Source organism: Kordia sp. (assembly GCF_965224175.1).
In the GTDB taxonomy this organism is placed as follows: domain Bacteria; phylum Bacteroidota; class Bacteroidia; order Flavobacteriales; family Flavobacteriaceae; genus Kordia.
On sequence record NZ_OZ245041.1, the window covers coordinates 1,761,475 to 1,782,039 of the forward strand.

Below are 20,565 nucleotides of genomic sequence, written 5' to 3' on the forward strand. Positions count from 1 at the left end.
AAAATGTATGAACCGACACGATTCATACATTTTTGGTAGTATATATTTTCTGTTTAGATGAAAGTATGGATTTCTTCGATATTGTTTACTTATTCCAGTTTTTATAGATGTAACCAAGAGTTGAATTTTGAGAGTTACTTAATTCTTGAACTCCAGTAGCATCAAAAAAATCTTTGATTTCTTTGATGGATTTAAAGGATAACATTTTGTTGGTGTTTAATATGTGTTTTTCAAAAATGGAATAATCTTCTTGTTGGTCAGTTGCAGCAAAAACACACTCTTTATTTGCAGTGCCTAAACCTATGATAATTTCTTCTATGATAGATAGAATAGTATCATGATACGCTTTCTCTACCAAAAACAACTTCCAATGATCAATGAGTAATACACAAAATGAATGATTGAGATACACATAAAAAACAGGCATATCTATTGCTATGTAATATGCTGAAAAATCTTTTTGATGTAGTCTTAAATCCGAGTTTATAAGAGAATCATCTACATTCCAAAAAATGTCATGTTCTTCTGTTGGATACGAATACAATTCTAAACATAATTCTTGATACTTCGAATTATTCCTGAGTTTGTCAAAAAATACTTCTTCCACTTCAACCACATTTGCAGTATGTTGTATAACTGCTAAAAACTGAAGCGGATACTCATCATGTTTCATTACGAGTGCTTATATTTAGATTTTATGAGGATTACTAAATACATATTGATTTACATCTAACTTTAGTTAAAATAGCAATAATACTGTCCAAAGTCAACCAAGTTTTTTAAATTATTTTGTGATGATACAGTCAGTTTACATATTTCTGCGATACTGTCCTCCTACTTCAAATAATGCTGCCGTAATTTGACCTAATGAACATACTTTACAAACATTCATTAAAGCTTCGAATATGTTTTCATTATTCACCGCTTTTAATTGTAAATCATGAAGTAATTCTTTGGTATCATGCGCGCTGTGAAGGTTTTCTAATATCTTAATTTGATATTGTTTTTCTTCTTCTGTTGCACGAATTACTTCTTTAGGCACTACTGTTGGTGAACCTTTACTACTTAAGAATGTGTTTACACCAATAATAGGGAATTGTCCGTTGTGCTTTAAGGTTTCATAATACAAGCTTTCTTCCTGAATTTTAGAACGTTGATACATTGTCTCCATTGCTCCTAATACGCCACCACGTTCCGTAATTCTATCAAACTCCATTAATACAGCTTCCTCAACTAAATCTGTCAATTCTTCAATGATGAATGAACCTTGAATTGGATTTTCATTTTTCGCTAAACCTAATTCTTTGTTGATAATCAACTGAATTGCCATAGCTCTACGCACTGATTCTTCTGTTGGTGTAGTAATGGCTTCATCATATGCGTTTGTGTGTAACGAGTTACAGTTATCATAAATTGCATATAAAGCTTGCAAGGTTGTACGAATATCGTTGAAATCAATTTCTTGAGCGTGCAAACTACGTCCAGAAGTCTGAATGTGATATTTTAACATTTGCGCACGTGCATTGGCTCCGTATTTATGTTTCAAGGCTTTCGCCCAGATTTTACGTGCTACACGTCCAATAACAGCATATTCTGGATCGATTCCGTTTGAGAAGAAGAATGATAAATTTGGACCAAACTTGTTGATATCCATTCCTCTACTTAAATAGTATTCAACGTAGGTAAATCCGTTAGATAGTGTTAATGCTAACTGTGTAATTGGATTTGCTCCTGCTTCTGCGATGTGGTATCCAGAAATTGACACTGAATAGAAGTTACGAACATTGTTTTCAATGAAATATTCTTGTACATCTCCCATTAATCGTAAAGCGAATTCTGTAGAGAAAATACACGTATTCTGCGCTTGATCTTCTTTTAAGATATCTGCCTGAACAGTTCCACGAACTTGTGCAATGGTTTTTACTTTGATATCTTCATATACAGCTGCCGGTAACACTTGATCACCAGTAACTCCAAGTAACATTAATCCTAAACCATCATTTCCTTCTGGCAACTCTCCATTATATTGTGGACGTTCTTTTCCTTTGTAGATTTCTGCAATTTTTGCTTCTACTTCTGCTTCTAATCCGTTTTCTTTGATGTACATCTCACATTGCTGATCGATCGCTGCATTCATAAAGAAACCTAATAACATTGGCGCAGGACCATTAATCGTCATACTTACCGATGTCATTTTATGTGCTAAATCAAACCCAGAATATAGTTTTTTAGCATCATCTAAACAACAGATAGAAACTCCTGCATTTCCAATTTTACCATAAATATCTGGTCGTAAATCTGGATCGTTTCCGTATAAAGTTACGCTATCAAACGCTGTAGATAAACGTTTTGCAGGCATTCCTTGACTCACATAATGGAAACGTTTGTTGGTACGTTCTGGTCCACCTTCTCCGGCAAACATACGCGCTGGATCTTCTCCTGTACGCTTGAAAGGATATAATCCTGAAGTATATGGAAATTCTCCTGGTACATTTTCTTGCAAACACCATTTTAAAATGTCTCCCCAAGCTTGATACTTTGGCAAAGCCACTTTTGGTATTTGTAAATGTGATAAGGATTCTGTGTGTGTATTAATTTTGATCTCTTTGTCACGTACTTTAAACGTGTAGATCGGATTTTTGTATTTGTTTACCTTTTCGTTCCAACCGTTAATAATTTCCCAGTTGTACGGATCAAGGTTTAGCTTTACGCGATCGAACTCTTTTAGTAATAATTTTACCAATTCGATATCAGTTTCTTCGTCTAATCGTTCTAAAATGATGTTTTCGTCCAAACCTGTTTTAGACATGAATTTCATCTCGACTGCGGTCGATGTGACATTTGTTATCGATCCTATGGTTTTATAGATTCCGTATAGTTTTTGAGCAACTTCAACTTGTACTTCTGCTTTTTTATCGTATGCTCTATTGTTTTCTGCGATTTCAGATAAATAACGTGTTCTTGATGGAGGAATTACGAAGATCTTCTCACTCATTTCACTAGAAATCTTTGAAGTTGATTGTAAATCAGCTTCTGTTTTTTCTGCCAATTTATCCATCACAGCTTTGTACAAGGTATTCATTCCTGGATCGTTAAACTGAGAAGCAATTGTTCCATAGACAGGCAATTGATCTTGAGGAATGTCCCAAAGATTGTTGTTACGCATGTACTGCTTTTTTACATCACGCAAGGCATCAAGCGAACCTCTTTTGTCAAACTTGTTGATGGCAACTAAATCAGCAAAGTCAAGCATATCAATCTTTTCCAATTGCGTTGCAGCTCCAAACTCTGGCGTCATTACATATAAAGCAACATCACTGTGCTCCATAATTTCTGTATCTGATTGTCCAATTCCAGAAGTTTCTAGAATAATTAAATCATATTCTGCAGCTTTTAATACTTGAACCGCTTCATTTACGTATTTTGAAAGTGCTAAATTAGATTGACGTGTTGCCAAACTACGCATGTATACTCTTGGCGAATTGATAGCATTCATACGAATACGATCACCTAATAAAGCGCCACCAGTTTTACGCTTTGATGGATCAACAGAAATCAATCCGATTGTTTTTTCTGGGAAATCAATTAAAAATCGACGCACTAACTCATCAACTAAACTTGATTTTCCTGCTCCACCAGTTCCTGTAATTCCAAGTACAGGTGTTTTTGATGTTTTATTTTTTTCGTGAATCGTATCTAAAGCATCTTTTGCAACTTCTGGAAAGTTTTCTGCTGAAGATATGACACGTGCAATTGCTTTTGGATTTTTTTCGTGTAAAACATTGACTTCTCCATTTAATGAATCGCCAATAGCAAAATCAGATTTTTGTACTAAATCATTGATCATTCCTTGTAATCCCATTTCACGTCCATCATCTGGCGAGTAGATACGTGTAATTCCATAGTCCATCAAATCTTTAATTTCTTCTGGAAGGATTACACCACCACCGCCACCAAATATTTTGATGTGTCCTGCGCCCTTTTCTTTTAACAAATCATACATATACTTAAAGTATTCATTGTGTCCACCTTGATATGAAGTCATTGCAATTGCATTTGCATCTTCTTGAATGGCAGTATTTACTACTTCTTCCACACTTCTATCGTGTCCTAAGTGAATTACCTCAACACCTGTTGATTGAATAATTCTTCGCATGATATTGATGGCAGCATCGTGTCCGTCAAAGAGTGATGCAGCAGTTACGATTCGTACTTTATAGGTTGGTTTATAGGGTTGCGCTTGTTCCATCTGTAATGAAGTCTATATTTTAGGCATGCAATTTACGGAATATTCAAAAAAATCGAACATTTTTTAAGAAATATATAAGAAAGGAAGATTAGGAGTTTTTAGAGTCAGACACTCATTCCTTCTTCTGCAAATTAAAAATCTTGTCTTTTTGTATGTAAAATTCTAGAAAATATTACTTTTTCTCAGGAATGAAGCATATTAAATTTCAATTGAAACAAACGATTTGTTATAATTATTCGTGTATTTTTGCGATGTACAATTTTGAGTTTAATTAAACTTTTGTACTTTTTTACAGTCTAAAAATCTTAAAGATATACTCATGAAAAAAATCATTATTGCTTTTGTTGGATTATTGATGTTCAATTCTTGCTCAGAACTACAAGGAATTGTGAATCAATTACCACAAGGAGGAACATTAGGAAACGCTGATATTGCAGCAGGATTGCGTCAAGCATTAGATTTTGGTATTGACAAACAAGTACAGCGATTGACCTTGAAAGATGGTTTCTATAAAAATGAACTTGTAAAGATTTTAATGCCTCAAGAATTACAAAAAGTAGACAAAGCATTGCGCGACATCGGTTTGGGAAGTTTAGCCGATGATGGAATTAAAATGCTAAATAGAGCTGCAGAAGATGCTGTAAAAGAAGCGACTCCAATTTTCGTAAACGCAGTAAAGGATATTACGTTTGCAGATGCAAAAAATATATTACTTGGTGCTGACAATGCTGCGACTCAATACTTAGAAGGTCGTACAAATTCAGCTTTATATGGTAAGTTTAAACCTGTAATTCAGAATTCATTCAGTAAAGTTGGTGCAGATAGAATTTGGTCTGAATTGATCAATAACTACAATAAGATTCCTTTTGTAAACAAGGTTAATCCTGATTTGACAGATTATGTAACCAACGAAGCACTAAAAGGTGTCTATACAATGATTTCTGTGGAAGAGAAAAAGATTCGTACCAAAGTAGGTTCTAGAACAACAGATTTGTTGAGAAAAGTTTTTGCTTTACAGGATTAGGTTCTTTTCAGCTTTTGGCTATTTGCCTTTAGCTGTTAGCCAGTTAAAAAATATATAAAGCGTCATTACAAAAAATTAAAATTTGTAATGACGTTTTTTATTTGTTTATCATAATTCAATGTCAAAACCTAGTAAAATCGGTTCATTTTTTGTATCTTAATAAAGAACATTTAATAGAAAATATATGAGTAACGTAAAAGTATATACTACCAATGAACAAATTCAAATCATGGACGCTAAGCACATTTTAGATGAAGCTGGAATTAACTATTTTGAAATCAACAAGATGGATTCTGCTTATGTCGGAATACTTGGCGGAAGCATTGAATTGCATGTGGCACAAGAAGATGTTGAAAAAGCAGTTCAGTTACTCTCAAAGTTAAAATAAAGCATTTTCCATGAGTTGTAGTAACTAAAACTAAGTGTTTTCACCCTTTTACACTCTAACCATTTTTATTTAATTTGCTTATAGATAAAAAGTTACAACCATGGAATGTTCAAATTTATTAGAATCTGCATTAAAAAAAGGGAATATTAATCAATCATTATTTAAAGGTTCATCCGATAAAGTATTGATTACTGATCTTCAAAGAACACTGTTTGAATTAGGTTTTAGAAAAGAACTGAAATGGGATAATTATCAAGCTGATGGAGATTATGGACAAGCTACTACAGCTGCTGTGGCTGCTTTTGCCAAACGAAATAATCATTCAAGTGATGGAACTTCTGTTTCTGATTCGTTAGCAAAGCTTATTTTGCAACGTCATGATTTTTTACCAGAAATGTATGTTCTATGGCAAATACATACGTCTGATCTTCGAACAAAAAAATACATTTCAAAAGGAACAAAGATGAGCATTACTGCCATTCAAGTTTTCTTGAATACAGAAGGTTATGGAAATGAATTGAATTTTGCAAAATTTGGCGCTGATGGATTTTATGGAAATAGCACACGAAATGCAGTGATTAAGTATGCAAATGACAATGGAGTTCAATCGGATGGAGATTTACTTTCGCGTCCATTAATTAATCTTTTTCTAAAAGATATTAATCAATATTATGGTAGTAAATGGACAGATTTAGCAGCTAAAAACTTACCAAGTAAGAAATCGCCGTTAGTCTTATTTGAAGCTTCTAATTTTTCTGGAAAACCTTGTAGAGCAGATGTAGAATTTATTCCTTCACTCGAAAAAATTAATGGTTACGCAAAACAAGCTAATGTTTTTGTATATGTCACAAGTTCGTTTAGAACTACTACAAATGTTCAAGGAGCTATTGTAAAACCTGCTACTTTTTCAAATCATTTGGCTGGGCATGGAATTGACATGAATTTACAATATGGAAATGGAAAATGGGCAAATTCTAAAGTATTGGAAAAATACCCAAATGTTCCAGATCCTGTAAAATACTTTTTAAGTCTAGTTATTGATGATCCAAAATTACGTTGGGGCGGAAATTTTAATACGAAAGATCCTGTACATATTGACGATCATTTAAATAAAGATAGAGCCGCTTGGAAAAAACGCTATCAAGCTATGCAAGAAGCGGTTCAGCTTGGAAAAGTATAGTATGAAAAGAAGAAAGCGAACCGAAGTTCGCTTTTGAAATAGTATTACTTTTATGATTTAAAATACAAAACATTAACTTTTTGTTTCAGTAACAACTCTTACATTATCATCAATCACACGTTCTATTAATAAGCGTTTTGGATCTATAGTAGCTTTTGCAGGGATTTCATTTACTTTAAAGGTAAAATTCATTTGTTGTTGCGTAATCAACACTCGCTTTACAAACATTAAGTTTTTTTCTTCATTGTCTGCATAGATGCCAATTTCAACCCAATCATTTTGTGAAACTTTTTGTGATTTTCCAGAAGAATTTATTCTAAATTTTGAAGCATCAATAGTGACGTTAACTTCATAGTTTCCACTCGGTTTTGCTTCATATGTTGCAGCTGTTACACTGTAATCGTACAAAGTGACTTTTTTGAACCAATCTGTTAACACATACTTTAAGTCATTTGGAATTTGCGGTTCTAAATACGCTAAAAAATCTATCGTTGTTGGGTACGGAACTTCTTTATATGCATATGTTTTTAGAAAGTCTCTCAAAGCTTTATTTACATTGTCTTCTCCAATATATTCTTGCAAAGCATATAACACCAAGCTTCCTTTTCCGTAGTGAATATATCCTTGATCTTCTACAGTATATAATGGTTTTTCTTCTCCTTCTTCTGCGCTTCTTCCTCTGAGATATCGTTCAAAATCATATTTTAATAGTTCTTTCATTTTAATAGGATCCTTTACTTCTTTTTTCATCACCATTAAGGCTGAATATTCTGCAAAACTTTCCGACAACATGGTGGCGCCTTGTACGTTTGCTCCTATTACTTGATGTGCCCAATATTGATGTGCCATTTCGTGTGCAATTGTTGAATAGATAATGTTGTAATCATCCACGTTGGAAAGGTTGGTAATGAATCCGCCGCCTTCTGTGTACGGCATTGTTCCAGGAAACGCTTGCGCAAAGTTGTAATACCTTGGAATCTCTACAATTCTAGCTTGTTTATGAAAATAAGGACCAAAGTTTTTTGTGTAATATGTCAATGATTTTTCTACTGCAGCAAGCATCATATCTATATTATACGCATGTGTTTTATGATAATAGACTTCAATATCGATTCCGTTCCACTTTTTGCGCGCTATTTCATATCTGGCTGACATAAAGTTGGTGAAATTTAAAGAAGCATGATCATTTTTGTATTCAAAGTACGATCGCTCGTTTTCTGTCCACTGTTTTTCTAGTGTTCCTGGCGAAACTGCTATTTGATCACTTGACGTTGAGATTTTTGTGGAAATATTTACCCAATCAGACATGCTTCTTGTGATGTAATTTTCTGTTGTAGCATGTGCGTCTTCCATCGGTTTCATTCCTTCATGCTTAGCTAAACCTCTTTCTTCCCTGTGATGCACATCTGAAATTTCATTATATGGTTCATATCCAAATATTGGTAATATTTCATTACTATCGAAAAAAGTTCCGTTTTCAACTACGCGAATGTTTGATACTGAGTTTTCAAAACCTTGACTTGTATAACTCGTTTCTAACATTATTTGCATGGTTTCATTTGGTTGCAATGGTGTATGTAATTTAAAGATTTGGTAGCCTAATATTGAATCATTGTATACCAATTTTGCATTTGGAATTGTGACTGTTTTTTTCCAATTGCTTTTATGAGGAATCATACCTTGTGCACCAAAACTCATGAAGTGAATTAAAGAATAATGCAATGAGTCTATCGGCTGATTTCTTTTGTTTTGAATGATGATTTTTGCGTCGGCGATTACATTTCTTTCTTTGGGATATATTGCTACATCATAATCAATATTTGTGATTTTTGGTTGTAATATGCCTTCATATTTTTTATACTTTTTTTCATATGCTTCTTGCATGTCTTCGATTTCAGTTTCGGAATGATATGAATTGAGTATTTGCGTATTGTAATAAACAAAGCTTGTGGTACATATAAATAATATTCCTATAACTGTTGCGCACAATAGATAACTTCTAGTAATTTGTTTTCTAGCCGCTTTCCATCTATTTTGTATGCCTTTTATATTTCCTCTGATCCAAAAAATACTGGCTACAGTTGCTAACATCATTCCAAATAATATCCAATACAAGTTGAACCAATTTTTAGCAATCACCGCTACACTAAAACCATTCATATCTGAATAGGTATACATTGGTGTAAAACCAAGATTTACCATATACGAACGAATTCCAAGTGTGTCTACCACTATAAATTCAAACATAAATAATAAGATAACAGCAATAAAATATGCTATGTATTTATGATTGAAAGCAATTTGAATTGCAATGAAAATGCAGGGCCAAATACAGAATAAAGGCAGTCCTGAATATAAAAAATCAGCTATATATACACCAAGTTCTATGTGCGTATATCCATTTGCCAATTGATATGCTATAGAAACGATAATTAAGAAAAGATCAAATACAATATTGATACTAATCAAAGCTGCAATTTTCGCAACTAAAATAGTGAGTGAATTGTGTGGTGTTCCATCAATAACGTCATTAATATTGTTGGCGCGTTCTCTCCAAATTAGTTCTCCGCTAAAAAACACCAACATAATCATACCAACAACCATGCTTATAGGACGACTAAAATCTAGTATTTTATGCGTTATTGGATACGATTGCAATCCATAATACTCCAATCCGTTTATAAGTTTATTTAGTAAAATCAGTGCACCAACTAGCAACATAATTTTGAATGTATTGCTTTTACATAATGTGTAGAAATTGATCTTAAATAGACTGACAAACTGCGTTTGTACCGTTTTGAAATTAAATTGAGTATGTACAATTGGAAATTGAAATGTTTCCAAAATTTTAGATGATGTCGTTTGTGTTGCTTTTTTTATTTTTTGATTTTTCTGTGTAAACGAAAATGAAAAATATGAGATGATAAGCAATCCAATCGCTAACATTATCCAAACAATTCTATTGATCAGCAATAATCCACTGAATGATACGATTTCAGTATTTTTTTCAATACTAGTAAAATACTTTGTATCAATCAAATATGCATTCATCCCTAAAACATCAGTCATAGCAGCTATGTTTTCGGTGTTTACATCTTGTAAAAATGCTCCTGAAACCAAATATCCAACAATAATTATAATCGTTGCAATAAAAGATACAATCGTGCTTTTCCATTTGTTGGCTACAGCAAAAATGATAGTTCCTGCGATAAACATATTAGGCAGAATGAATAAGAAGAAATTATTTATAAAAGCCGCGCTATATAATGTTCCCATTCTGTTTGCGGAAATCATTTCTGAATCGATACCTATATGTGTCCCGAAAACAAAGCCAAATAATACGCCTAAGAGTGGAATTATAGCTAAAAATAATGCACCAAAAAAACGTCCAAAAAAGTAACTTGCTTTGTCTATTGCCGTACTAAACAAAATAGTATTAAAATTGTGTTGGTAATCTCGTAAAGCTGCATTGTTGAAATATGCTGTTGCGATGAGCAATCCGAATAATGATAAACGTCCAATATAATAGGTCATGATATGTGGCGCGTTTTTAAATGTATTTCCTACCGAACCGCCAAGTGTGATACTCTCATTAACAACTCCAATTGTAGCTATGATTGTAAATAAGATGAAAAAGATGTAAAGCATTGGACTTTTGAATCCTGTTCTGATTTCTCTGAGAAAGAATGTGATAAACATATGTGTTCGTTTTTTGATTAATTAGGCTGCTGAACTTGATTTATTTTTGAGAAAAAGACATCTTCCAAAGTCGGCCGTACTTTCTGAAAACCTTCTCCTGGATTTTTGTCACTCAGTACATGAATTAAAGGCTTTCCTCCTACCATTTTGGTTGAAATGACTTTGTAGTTGTTAGTGTAGCTTTCTAGTTCATTTCGCTGTATCATTTTTTGCCACACTTGATGCTTTAATGCTTCTGTAACATCTTGTGGTTTTCCTTGGCAAACCAATTGTCCATGATTCATAATTGCCATGTTTTGACATAATTCTCTAACATCTTCTACAATGTGCGTAGATAGAATTACGATAACATTTTCGGCTACATCTGCTAAAAGATTATGAAATCGGTTGCGTTCTCCAGGATCCAAACCTGCAGTTGGTTCATCTACAATGATCAGTTTAGGATTTCCTATCAATGCTTGTGCAATGCCTACACGCTGTTTCATTCCTCCAGAAAATCCTTTTACAGCTTTGTTTCGTTTTTCATAAAGATTTACCTTTTGCAATAAGTAATTCACTAATTCTTTGCGTTCTTTTCGTGATGAAATTCCTTTTAATACTGCTAAATGATCTAGTAGTTGTTTTGCTGTAATTTTTGGATATACGCCAAATTCTTGTGGTAGATAACCTAGTACTTTTCGGAGTTCATTTGGATTTTTCAAAATATCAATTTCTCCTAAATGAGCAGTTCCACTATCTGCTTCTTGTAAGGTTGCTAGTGTTCGCATGAGCGATGATTTTCCTGCACCATTTGGACCTAACAAACCAAACATTCCTGTTTCTATTTCTAGGGAAAGATTGTTAAGAGCTTTTACGCCATTTCCATAGGTTTTGTTTAGTTTTTTTATGTTGAGTTTCATAATTGTATGTTTTAATCTTCATTCAAAAGAATAATTACTACCGTACGATTTCAACTTTATTTAACTAACAGACTCTTTTTTGACACAAACTATGTTTCATTACACCTTTACTCTGTTCATTGATAAAAAATTGATGTTCATGTGATACTTTAGAGTGTTTATTAAATAGAATAGGACATTGCTATTACTTTTGATACTTTTGTTAGTATCGAATTATGGAACTAACACAACGCAAAAAGGTAATTCTCATTAATACATTAATATTGTTTTGCATCTCTATTGGAGGCGCATTGACATTTTTTATATCTAATAATGAAGCTTTTACATTAGATACTTTTGTGATTTATTTTTTACAAGTAAGCACTAGTATTTTTTTGTTTTTAGCACCGCCTGTATACTTTAAAGTATATTGGTTGATTCCTAGGTACTTGGTTCCAAAAAAATACCTGCAATACATAGTATCTTTACTTATACTAATTGTTTTTTGGGGATTAATTATTGGTACGTTAGAACCCTTGATTGATAAACATTGGTTTAATGAAATGAGTGAAAAAGAAACTACACCAGTAGTAGGCATTTTTGCCATGACATTTATTATGCTTTTAACAACCTTGTTAAATCTTTCGTATCGTTGGTTTATACAACTATCAAGAATCAAACAGATTGAAAACGATAGATTACAGTTAGAACTTTCTTTATTACGAAATCAAATAAATCCACATTTCTTTTTCAATACCTTGAATAATTTATACGCGCTTTCGTTAGAAAAATCAGATCAAACTCCTGAGATTATTTTAAAACTTTCTGAAATGATGCGCTACACTATTTATGACTGTAAAGAAGCTACTGTTCCTATTACTAGTGAAGTTGCCTATTTAGAAAATTTTATTGCATTACAAAGAATGCGACATCATCAACGTGGTGAAATTAGCTTTGAAAAAAATATTGTTGATCATCGATTACAAGTAGCACCAATGATTTTGATTGTGTTTTTAGAGAATGCATTTAAACATGGTTTTGATTTGCTAGAAAAAGATGCTTTTTTACATCTAAAACTCATCGTAAAAGAGAACCAACTTCATTTTTTTATTGAAAATAATTTTAATGAACGTGATGAAAAAAAACTGACTGGAATAGGTCTTGAAAATGTAAAAAGAAGATTATCTTTAATTTATCCAAACACACATGAATTAACTATTTTCAAAGAAGATATGCTATTTCGTGTAGATTTAAAATTACATATCTAATGAAATGTATTACTGTAGATGATGAACCATTAGCTCACAAAATTATAAAGAATTATTGTGATAATCTTTCGTTTGTAACCATTGAAAATGAATGTCATTCTGCTTTTGAAGCTATCAATTATTTGCATGAGCATCAAGTTGATTTAATCTTTCTAGATATTAATATGCCTAAATTAAAAGGATTGGATTTTTTACGCACACTTCAAAATCCGCCATTAGTTATTATTACTACTGCGTATCAAGAATATGCTATGGAAGGCTATGAATTGAATGTTATAGATTATTTGTTAAAACCTTTCAGCTTTGAACGTTTTTTAAAAGCAATACAAAAGGCGCAAGACCATAAAAAGTTATTAGATTTATCTGAAATAGGAACTTCAAAACCTCCTTCTACTAAAGCCAAAACTCAAGAAACTTCCATTGAACGTATTTTTGTGAAAGGAGATAAAAAAATTCATCAAGTACAATTAGACGATATTTTGTATTTAGAAAGTTTAGGCAGTTATGTAAAGATTCATTTGGAAAATGAAATGATTACGACCTTAGATCGTTTAACGAATTTTGAAAAGACACTTCCACCAACTCAATTTTTACGAATTCATAAATCATTTATCATCGCCGTAAAAAAAATACAAACCATTGAAGGAAACCGATTGAAGATTGCTGAAACCAGCATTCCAATTGGAAATGTTTACAAGCATAATTTAACTAAGATCATAAAATAACTACTCTTCCTTTTCTTTTACATACAATCCATCAAACACCGTTTTCCATGTTTTTTGATCGGCAGAAGTTTCCCAATGTTGACGCACAGAACCATTTTTATTTAGTGTCCATGTAACTCTGTTTACATATTTCTGTCCTTTTTGAGTTGTCACCTCATCACTCATTAAAATCATTTGATTGTCTACTCTATTTCCTTTTAGATGTAGATTTCCTCCTTGATTATCAACCCAAATCTGTTCCCATTGCTTTTTTTGCGCATTGTAAAAATTATAACTTGTTCCTGTATAATTTGCTTTGGCGCTTGTCCAATTTTCTCGCAATACACATTCACCTTCAATTTTTGTGATACTATTTTTTCCTGCTGGCGTTCCGTCAGCATTTGTAACATTCCATGTACCAATCCAAAAGTCAAATGCTTGATGGTTTTCAGTACAACACGCACATTTTTGCTGTGCAGTCATGGTTATTGAGAATAAAGCAATACAAATTAGGATTATTTTTTTCATCGTGTTAAGATTTATTAAGAATATGAATATAGAATAAATTTCAAGTAAAAACCATTAATCAACTGTTAAACAATGATTTGCTATTACAAACTATTCTACTTATTTATTTAGGTATACTATGAATTTTCACAATTCTTAACATTTTTTAATCAATTTCTAATATTATCTTAACATACAAAACTATGTTTTCGACATATATTTGCAGTGTTGTAATAGTCAAGTACAACATTTTGGGTTAGTTAAAAGAAACAAAATCGGGTCTCATTGCCCGATTTTTTCTATTTATAGACTTTTGTGCAATTGTTTGAAATAATCAAAGGCTTTGGAAAGTCGCGAGCCATACCAGCTAAAATATTCTCCATCTACAAAAACAGTTTTTGCATGATGTGTAAATCTTCCTAGTTCAAACGCGTGTTCTTCTTTAAATGGATATGGTTCTGAGGATAACATTACAATATCTGGATCTCCTTCCAAACGTATTTTTTTTATTTCTACTTCTGGATATCGTCCATGAGATTCATAGATGTTTTCAAACTTACATAATTGTAACAGGTAATTGATAAACGTATCTTGCCCAGCAGCCATCCAAGGCTTTCGCCAGATAAAATATGCTACTTTTTGCATTGGAATATCTTTTACAAATGCTTGAAAATCCTTTAATCTAAATTGAATTTTATTATTTATTTTAGAAGCTTCCGTGTTACACTTAAACATGTTTCCGTATTGAGAAATCATTTCCAACGACTCATCAATATTTTTTACATCTGAGACATGTACAGGAAATAATTTTTCTAATGTTTCTACAATTTCCTGTGTGTTTTCTTCTTTATTACACAGAATAATATCAGGTCGTAATTCCTTTATTTTTTCAAGCTTGATATTTTTGGTACCGCCAACAATAGTTTTGGTACTTTTTAAATGATACGGATGCACACAGAATTTCGTAACTCCTACAATACGATCTTCCAAACCCAAATCATACAACAATTCGGTTTGCGATGGCACTAGCGAAATAATTCGTTTTGGAGTTTTTGCCAACGTAAACGTTCGTTGCATTTGGTCAGTGAATTCCATAGAAATAAAAAGTATTAGGCATTTAAAATTGCTGCCATTTGTGCTTGTAGTTCCGCTGCTTTTTTTGCTGCTGCAGAAGCGAAATCAGCTTCATTAGAAGCATAAATAATTCCACGAGAAGAATTGATTAGTAACCCAACATTTTCTGTCATTCCATACGTGCAAACATCTTGCAAATTTCCGCCTTGAGCGCCAACACCTGGTACTAATAAAAAGCTTTCTGGAATAATTTCACGAATTTCGCCCAAGAATGAAGCTTTCGTTGCACCAACAACATACATTAAATTTTCACTGTTTTCCCAAGATTTAGACGTTTCTAGTACATGTTTGTATACTTCTTTGTCGTCAATGGTTTTAGTTTGAAAATCGAACGCACCTTGATTTGAAGTCAAAGCCAATAATATGGTATGCTTTCCTTCAAAAGCTAAAAAAGGTTCTACTGAATCTTTTCCCATATATGGAGCTACCGTTACCGAATCGAATGCCAAATCTTCAAAAAAGGCTTTTGCATACATGCTCGATGTATTTCCTATGTCTCCACGTTTTGCATCTGCAATTGTGAATATTTCCGGATGATTGGTATTTAAGTATTGAATCGTTTTTTCTAGCGCTTGCCAACCTTTGATTCCGTAAGCTTCATAAAAAGCAGTATTAGGTTTGTATGCTACCGCTAAGTGGTGTGTAGCGTCAATAATAGCTTTATTGAATTCAAAAATTGGATCATCAGTTTCAAGTAAAAACGCTGGAATCTTTTGTAGATCTACATCCAAACCGATACATAAAAACGATTTCTTTTTATGAATTTCTGCAATGAGTTGTGTTGTCGTCATTTTTTGGATTATTGGGTGTTGGGTGTTGGGTGTTTGGTATTTGGTGTTTGGTGTTTGGTATTATTGAGTTCTGGCATATTTTGCTAAAGCATTGATTCTTTTTTGTAAAATATTAATCTTTCTAATTACTGATCTTCCTTCCTCTTCAGAAATATAGTTCAGTTTTATACAAATTATTATTTGCGTTTCTACCTCAAAAGAAGATCCAAACTGATTTTTAAAAATCTCACAAAATCTTTTTGAGAATCCTTTGCGCAACCTTCAGCAATATTAGATGGTATAGATACAACTGCTCTAGAAAGTTGCGAATATAAACCTAACTTTTCTGAGTTAGGCAACTTCTTTATCAAGTTATACACAACTGTTACTAAATAAATTGAATCATTCCATATATTCAATTTTCAAAAATCTCTCATAATTTATGATTTAGAGTCTTTTCGAGGATATTTTTCTACAATCTATTTTATTTACTAACAACTTATCTCGGAAAAATAAAATTGCCAAAACCTAAGACCAAAAACCTGTATTAAAGTTCACTAGATTCTTTTAATTTTTCTGTATTTTCAACTAACATCAATTCATCAATGATTTTTTGAATATCTCCATTGATAATATTTGATAAATCATAAAGTGTCAATCCAATTCTATGATCTGTAACACGTCCTTGCGGATAATTGTATGTTCTAATTTTTGCACTTCTATCACCTGAAGAAACCATACTTTTACGACGTGCAGAATCGGCAGCCAATTTCTTCTCTAGTTCTTTATCATACAATCTAGAACGCAATACTTTTAATGCTTTTTCTAAGTTTTTGTGTGATGATTTTTGATCTTGACAACTTACCACCAATCCAGATGGTCCGTGATGTAAACGAATAGCAGAGTACGTTGTATTTACAGATTGTCCTCCAGGTCCTGTTGAAGTTGTACGTTCTATACGTACATCGTTCATGTCTAGTTCTACATCAAATTCTTCAGCTTCTGGTAATACCATTACTGTAGCAGCACTTGTATGAACTCGTCCTTGCGTTTCTGTTTGCGGAACACGTTGCACACGATGTACTCCAGCTTCAAACTTCATTGTCCCATATACATCTTCCCCAGAAACTTCAAAAATAATTTCTTTAAATCCACCCGAAGTTCCTTCGCTATAATCCACAACACTTACATTCCAGCCTCGACCTTCACAGTATTTTGTATACATACGATGTAAATCTCCAGCAAAAATACTGGCTTCATCTCCTCCAGTTCCAGCACGAACTTCTACTACAACATTCTTACTATCTTCAGGATCTTTAGGAATTAGTAATACTTTGATTTCTTCTTCTAATGCAGGCAAAGCTTCTTTAGCTTCATCCATTTGCATTTTAGCCATTTCGGTCATCTCAGCATCACTTCCGTCAGCAATGATTTCTTCTGCTTCTGCAATATTATCTAAAAGTTCTTTGTAGATGTCTCGTTTTTCAACAAGCACCTTGAGATCTTTATATTCTTTATTAAGTTGTACGTATCTTTTTTGATCAGCAATAATGTCTGGCTGAATGATTAAATCATTTACCTCATCAAAACGCTGTTTTACTATTTGTAACTTTTCTAACATGGAACTTCTTCTTTTCAGGATTGCAAATTTACAATTTTTATTGATTGTTTGAAGCTTTCTCTCATAGTTCTAAAACACTTTCCACAAAAAGTTTATTTTCTTATACTTTTAAATAGATTAATCTCACATTTTAATTGTATTTTTAATACTTAACATATTAATTAACCATTAAATATTTACACATGAAAAAAAGAAGTTTAAAAACATTACAACTTAACAAAAGAAGTATTTCATCTTTAAAAGAAATTGTAAAAGGTGGTATGCGCTCACCGCTTGATAGCGACTGTACATCTTTAGGAGATGGAACTCCATGTCCTACTGAAACGCCAGATTGTAAAACGGCTGAGCAATAGATTTTACATAAAAGAACACATGACAACTGCATCATTTTCAATAGAAAGCGATGCAGTTTTCTTTTATAGAAACATTACTTTTATTACGGATTCTCTATACATAATTCCTTTTGGTTTTCTTTACTTTTGGTTTTTAACCAAAACCTAGAAATCATGAAAAAAAAGACAGTAAACTTAAGACAATTAGCATTAAAGAAGTCTAAAGTAGCATCGTTAGAATCAAATAACTTAACTGGAGGAACTAGCGGATGGACAACTGGAGGTTTCCAATCTTGGCAAGGAACTGCTGAACCATGTTCATTTGGAGACTTTGGATGTGGCGGAGGAACCACAGGTGGTGGAACTACTGGCGGTGGAACAACCGGTGGCGGAACTACTGGAGGTGGAACCACTGGTGGAGGAACTACAGGTGGTGGAACTACTGGCGGACCAACTCCAACTGACCTTTGTCAATCGCACTCAATTTGCCCTCCAGGAATTCAGTGTTACTAAAATACTTCCAATAATAACAATAAAGAAGAAGAAAGGTTTCCATGCATTTGGAAACCTTTTTTTTACCATCTATTTTCATTTTTATACCAACTACACAGTATTATTTCAGTTTCTTTTTTTAGCAATCTTCATTTTTTAGTTTTGAGAAGTGTTTAACCAAAATTAATCATATGAAAAAACAAAAAGTATCTTTAAAAAAACTTCATTTATCTAAATCGAAAGTTTCTAATTTAGCTTCACAACAAGTTGTTGGAGGTTCATTTTTTTGTGTTTCAGCTATTTGCAACGCAACTGAAGATTGTAAGCCACCAACAGATAGCTGTCCAACTCCAACGTTGAACTGTGACTCTTTTCCTTGCGTCTCAGCAGTTTGTGAATCTATAGGTTGCACCACTACTGTTGGAACACCAACGCTTGCGTGTTAGAATTCTTTATACAAAAAATAAAGGCTTTCAAAACAATATTGAAAGCCTTTTTTGTAGGTTATGTTCGAGATTTGTATGTTTTTAAAATACACGTACAATATTAAATCCGAAAAATATATCACCATCTGTCCAATCTCCTTCAGCATAACTTAGGAATCCTGGTTCGTTTGTAGATTGTGCATTAGAGAATAGTAATTGAAATACGTGTCCTCCTGTTTCAATATCGACTCCAATTGTCAATGGATTTTTAAAAGCTGTACCATCTACTCTACTAAAGTTGTACACATAGTCCATGTTGATAGACATACGCTTACTAATTTTTAAACGTCCACCTGCTCCCATAGCAAATTGATCATGTTTTTGATCAGCTTCTAAGGTTAAGTTGTGACGCACATATGATGGTGCTAACTCCAACGAAAAATTATTATTGAATCTTCTTGAAATAAGTAATTGTGTTGTATAACTTAAACGGTCATCAAATTTTAAAAACGAAAAACGATCTTTTCGTACTTGTGTGTTGATGTTTGCCGTTGCATATCCGACTAAGTTTACAGGAAAATTATTCGATTGACTTTTAATTTTCATTTTTGTAGAAAGTGCATACGTTTGACGTAGCGACTCTCTACTGATTCCAAACTGCCAACCTTCAAAAAGTCCGTATACTAATTGAATTTTAGTGTTTGCATTGTCAAATCCAAAAAATGTAGACAATCCATCATCTAGCGTTCCAAATCTGTGTGATACATATAAATAGAAATCTCCTTTGGCTCCTACCTTTGTAGACTGCAAGTTTCCAATTTTCATTGCTTTGAATGCTGGCGATTCAAACATTTCTGGTGTTGCTTCGTCTTCTAATTCATCTAATAAATCATCTTGTGCGTATACGCCAAAACTGAGTAAGCAAAGTAATAGTAGTATATAATTTTGTTTCATTGTTTTATTTTTTGATAATAACGGCTTTGTCAAGTTTTAACTCTTCTAGTAAATCATCGTAGCCAATTATTCTTCCTTTGATGTTGATTTTTTCTCCTTCTTTTAAGGTTTCTGTAGTGGTTCCTTCAGCCAATTGAAAATAGACACTTTCGTTTACTGAAACTCCTTTTTCATCTTTTGCAGTAATTAATCCTGTAAGTTCAATTACTTTTTCTCCTTTGGTCCACTCTTCTGGATTTTCTTTTATTTTATTTAAAAATCCTTGTGCATTTCCTGCATAAGCAACTTCCATATCTTCTATGGCAGTATGAGCTTTGTACGCATAACTATAAGCAGCATAAGCTCCAATGGCAATAACCAATATTAATGCTATTAAAGTTTTACTTTTTTTCGACAAGCTCATAGTTCAATGTTACGTTAATTTCTTTTGCAATTTTATTTCGTACGATACTTGGAATATCAATATCAAAGTCTTGTGGTTTTACAGAAAAGAATGAATTAATTTTAATTTTTTCTCCATCCTTAGAAATTTTTGCAGTGGTTTCTATTTCTTTCGCTTTTCCGCGAACCGTTAATGTTCCTGCAAGTTGATATTCTTTGGCTGTACTTGATAAGTCTGCCATATTAAAATCTTTTATTTTTCCTTTGAAAGTTGCTTTTGGATGTTTATCTGAATCCATGTAATTTTCATTGAAATGCTCTTCCATCAACGCCACTTTGAAGTGAAATGATTTGATGAATAGTAATGCAGCTAAACTCCCTGAATCTGTTAAGATTACTGTTGTACTGTTACTTTTTGCTTCTACTGGCTCAAAGGCTTCTACAGAAGCTTTGAAGTCTGTTTCTCCTGTTTTGGTGTAATATTTTTGTGCAGTAACAGTTCCTACTGTTAGAAACATACACAAGATTAGTATTTTTTTCATATTGTTATTATTTACTG

Annotated in this window: 19 protein-coding genes and 1 pseudogene; 8 read left to right on the forward strand and 12 right to left on the reverse strand. The window is 32.8% G+C overall.

From position 1 onward, the window contains the following. Window positions 1–85: 85 nt before the first annotated feature. Window positions 86–673 (reverse strand): hypothetical protein, encoded by a 588-nt coding sequence (locus ACOQOS_RS07835; protein ID WP_420574415.1) that lies wholly within the window; start codon window positions 671–673, stop codon window positions 86–88. Between the two features lie 135 nt (window positions 674–808). Beyond that, window positions 809–4,249, reverse strand: a complete 3,441-nt coding sequence (locus ACOQOS_RS07840) for a methylmalonyl-CoA mutase family protein (RefSeq protein WP_420574416.1) — start codon at window positions 4,247–4,249, stop codon at window positions 809–811. 319 nt (window positions 4,250–4,568) lie between these two features. On the opposite strand from ACOQOS_RS07840, the gene ACOQOS_RS07845 reads away from it, so the two are divergent. The 3 genes from ACOQOS_RS07845 to ACOQOS_RS07855 all read left to right on the forward strand — a co-directional run bounded on the left by ACOQOS_RS07845 (window position 4,569) and on the right by ACOQOS_RS07855 (window position 6,841). Then, window positions 4,569–5,273 (forward strand): DUF4197 domain-containing protein, encoded by a 705-nt coding sequence (locus tag ACOQOS_RS07845; RefSeq protein ID WP_420574417.1) that lies wholly within the window; start codon window positions 4,569–4,571, stop codon window positions 5,271–5,273. Window positions 5,274–5,457: 184 nt separating this feature from the next. Continuing rightward, window positions 5,458–5,661 carry a DUF2007 domain-containing protein gene (locus ACOQOS_RS07850; RefSeq protein WP_420574418.1) on the forward strand — a complete coding sequence of 68 codons (204 nt, stop codon included), beginning with the start codon at window positions 5,458–5,460 and terminating at the stop codon, window positions 5,659–5,661. 100 nt (window positions 5,662–5,761) lie between these two features. Beyond that, window positions 5,762–6,841 (forward strand): peptidoglycan-binding domain-containing protein, encoded by a 1,080-nt coding sequence (locus ACOQOS_RS07855; RefSeq protein WP_420574419.1) that lies wholly within the window; start codon window positions 5,762–5,764, stop codon window positions 6,839–6,841. A 72-nt stretch (window positions 6,842–6,913) separates the two neighbouring features. Here the strand turns inward: ACOQOS_RS07855 and ACOQOS_RS07860 are convergent, their stop codons facing one another. Both ACOQOS_RS07860 and ACOQOS_RS07865 read right to left on the reverse strand, forming a co-directional pair. Further along, window positions 6,914–10,540 carry an ABC transporter permease/M1 family aminopeptidase gene (locus tag ACOQOS_RS07860; protein ID WP_420574420.1) on the reverse strand — a complete coding sequence of 1,209 codons (3,627 nt, stop codon included), beginning with the start codon at window positions 10,538–10,540 and terminating at the stop codon, window positions 6,914–6,916. Window positions 10,541–10,557: 17 nt separating this feature from the next. Beyond that, window positions 10,558–11,439: an ABC transporter ATP-binding protein gene (locus tag ACOQOS_RS07865; protein WP_420574421.1), complete on the reverse strand. Its 882-nt coding sequence runs from the start codon at window positions 11,437–11,439 to the stop codon at window positions 10,558–10,560. Between the two features lie 215 nt (window positions 11,440–11,654). Between ACOQOS_RS07865 and ACOQOS_RS07870 the strand changes: the two genes are divergently transcribed. Continuing rightward, entirely contained in the window at window positions 11,655–12,686 is a 1,032-nt protein-coding gene (locus ACOQOS_RS07870; RefSeq protein WP_420574422.1) for a sensor histidine kinase, read from the forward strand. After that, window positions 12,686–13,411 carry a LytR/AlgR family response regulator transcription factor gene (locus ACOQOS_RS07875; protein ID WP_420574423.1) on the forward strand — a complete coding sequence of 242 codons (726 nt, stop codon included), beginning with the start codon at window positions 12,686–12,688 and terminating at the stop codon, window positions 13,409–13,411. The genes ACOQOS_RS07870 and ACOQOS_RS07875 overlap by 1 nt, the downstream gene beginning before the upstream one ends. Here ACOQOS_RS07875 and ACOQOS_RS07880 read toward each other — a convergent pair whose 3' ends face one another. The 5 genes and pseudogenes from ACOQOS_RS07880 to prfA form a co-directional block, all read right to left on the reverse strand. After that, entirely contained in the window at window positions 13,412–13,918 is a 507-nt protein-coding gene (locus tag ACOQOS_RS07880; RefSeq protein WP_420574424.1) for a hypothetical protein, read from the reverse strand. Window positions 13,919–14,200: 282 nt separating this feature from the next. Continuing rightward, entirely contained in the window at window positions 14,201–14,992 is a 792-nt protein-coding gene (locus tag ACOQOS_RS07885) for an ABC transporter substrate-binding protein (protein ID WP_420574425.1), read from the reverse strand. A 14-nt stretch (window positions 14,993–15,006) separates the two neighbouring features. Beyond that, the gene (gene pyrF / locus ACOQOS_RS07890; RefSeq protein ID WP_420574426.1) at window positions 15,007–15,822 is read right to left on the reverse strand and encodes an orotidine-5'-phosphate decarboxylase; all 816 of its coding nucleotides are present in this window, start codon (window positions 15,820–15,822) and stop codon (window positions 15,007–15,009) included. 60 nt (window positions 15,823–15,882) lie between these two features. Continuing rightward, window positions 15,883–16,181 (reverse strand): annotated as a pseudogene (locus ACOQOS_RS07895) (four helix bundle protein). A gap of 167 nt (window positions 16,182–16,348) precedes the next feature. Further along, on the reverse strand, window positions 16,349–17,422 hold the full coding sequence (gene prfA, locus ACOQOS_RS07900) for a peptide chain release factor 1 (RefSeq protein WP_420574427.1): 1,074 nt from the start codon (window positions 17,420–17,422) through the stop codon (window positions 16,349–16,351). Window positions 17,423–17,604: 182 nt separating this feature from the next. Here prfA and ACOQOS_RS07905 point away from each other — a divergent pair, with 182 nt between their 5' ends. The 3 genes from ACOQOS_RS07905 to ACOQOS_RS07915 all read left to right on the forward strand — a co-directional run bounded on the left by ACOQOS_RS07905 (window position 17,605) and on the right by ACOQOS_RS07915 (window position 18,692). Continuing rightward, entirely contained in the window at window positions 17,605–17,775 is a 171-nt protein-coding gene (locus ACOQOS_RS07905; RefSeq protein WP_420574428.1) for a hypothetical protein, read from the forward strand. 153 nt (window positions 17,776–17,928) lie between these two features. Beyond that, complete coding sequence (locus tag ACOQOS_RS07910; RefSeq protein ID WP_420574429.1) at window positions 17,929–18,267, forward strand: hypothetical protein; 339 nt, start codon at window positions 17,929–17,931, stop codon at window positions 18,265–18,267. 170 nt (window positions 18,268–18,437) lie between these two features. Further along, a complete protein-coding gene (locus tag ACOQOS_RS07915) occupies window positions 18,438–18,692 on the forward strand; it encodes a hypothetical protein (RefSeq protein ID WP_420574430.1) in 255 nt (84 codons plus the stop codon). A gap of 81 nt (window positions 18,693–18,773) precedes the next feature. Here ACOQOS_RS07915 and ACOQOS_RS07920 read toward each other — a convergent pair whose 3' ends face one another. From ACOQOS_RS07920 to ACOQOS_RS07930, 3 genes are read right to left on the reverse strand one after another with little or no spacing between them, the layout of a single operon-like run. Further along, on the reverse strand, window positions 18,774–19,625 hold the full coding sequence (locus ACOQOS_RS07920) for a DUF5777 family beta-barrel protein (protein WP_420574431.1): 852 nt from the start codon (window positions 19,623–19,625) through the stop codon (window positions 18,774–18,776). A gap of 4 nt (window positions 19,626–19,629) precedes the next feature. Continuing rightward, complete coding sequence (locus ACOQOS_RS07925) at window positions 19,630–20,028, reverse strand: hypothetical protein (RefSeq protein ID WP_420574432.1); 399 nt, start codon at window positions 20,026–20,028, stop codon at window positions 19,630–19,632. Further along, window positions 20,006–20,548, reverse strand: coding sequence for a YceI family protein (locus tag ACOQOS_RS07930; protein WP_420574433.1), 543 nt, complete (start codon window positions 20,546–20,548; stop codon window positions 20,006–20,008). The genes ACOQOS_RS07925 and ACOQOS_RS07930 overlap by 23 nt, the downstream gene beginning before the upstream one ends. Window positions 20,549–20,565: the final 17 nt, after the last annotated feature.

Bases quoted from the DNA above. Each gene is read 5' to 3' on its own strand.
- ACOQOS_RS07910 (WP_420574429.1), top strand. From the start codon at position 17,929: ATGAAAAAAAAGACAGTAAACTTAAGACAATTAGCATTAAAGAAGTCT.
- ACOQOS_RS07880 (WP_420574424.1), bottom strand. From the start codon at position 13,918: ATGAAAAAAATAATCCTAATTTGTATTGCTTTATTCTCAATAACCATG.
- ACOQOS_RS07870 (WP_420574422.1), top strand. From the start codon at position 11,655: ATGGAACTAACACAACGCAAAAAGGTAATTCTCATTAATACATTAATA.
- ACOQOS_RS07920 (WP_420574431.1), bottom strand. From the start codon at position 19,625: ATGAAACAAAATTATATACTACTATTACTTTGCTTACTCAGTTTTGGC.
- prfA (WP_420574427.1), bottom strand. From the start codon at position 17,422: ATGTTAGAAAAGTTACAAATAGTAAAACAGCGTTTTGATGAGGTAAAT.
- ACOQOS_RS07860 (WP_420574420.1), bottom strand. From the start codon at position 10,540: ATGTTTATCACATTCTTTCTCAGAGAAATCAGAACAGGATTCAAAAGT.
- ACOQOS_RS07915 (WP_420574430.1), top strand. From the start codon at position 18,438: ATGAAAAAACAAAAAGTATCTTTAAAAAAACTTCATTTATCTAAATCG.
- ACOQOS_RS07865 (WP_420574421.1), bottom strand. From the start codon at position 11,439: ATGAAACTCAACATAAAAAAACTAAACAAAACCTATGGAAATGGCGTA.
- ACOQOS_RS07925 (WP_420574432.1), bottom strand. From the start codon at position 20,028: ATGAGCTTGTCGAAAAAAAGTAAAACTTTAATAGCATTAATATTGGTT.
- ACOQOS_RS07850 (WP_420574418.1), top strand. From the start codon at position 5,458: ATGAGTAACGTAAAAGTATATACTACCAATGAACAAATTCAAATCATG.
- ACOQOS_RS07840 (WP_420574416.1), bottom strand. From the start codon at position 4,249: ATGGAACAAGCGCAACCCTATAAACCAACCTATAAAGTACGAATCGTA.
- ACOQOS_RS07855 (WP_420574419.1), top strand. From the start codon at position 5,762: ATGGAATGTTCAAATTTATTAGAATCTGCATTAAAAAAAGGGAATATT.
- ACOQOS_RS07875 (WP_420574423.1), top strand. From the start codon at position 12,686: ATGAAATGTATTACTGTAGATGATGAACCATTAGCTCACAAAATTATA.
- ACOQOS_RS07845 (WP_420574417.1), top strand. From the start codon at position 4,569: ATGAAAAAAATCATTATTGCTTTTGTTGGATTATTGATGTTCAATTCT.
- pyrF (WP_420574426.1), bottom strand. From the start codon at position 15,822: ATGACGACAACACAACTCATTGCAGAAATTCATAAAAAGAAATCGTTT.
- ACOQOS_RS07885 (WP_420574425.1), bottom strand. From the start codon at position 14,992: ATGGAATTCACTGACCAAATGCAACGAACGTTTACGTTGGCAAAAACT.
- ACOQOS_RS07930 (WP_420574433.1), bottom strand. From the start codon at position 20,548: ATGAAAAAAATACTAATCTTGTGTATGTTTCTAACAGTAGGAACTGTT.
- ACOQOS_RS07905 (WP_420574428.1), top strand. From the start codon at position 17,605: ATGAAAAAAAGAAGTTTAAAAACATTACAACTTAACAAAAGAAGTATT.
- ACOQOS_RS07835 (WP_420574415.1), bottom strand. From the start codon at position 673: ATGAAACATGATGAGTATCCGCTTCAGTTTTTAGCAGTTATACAACAT.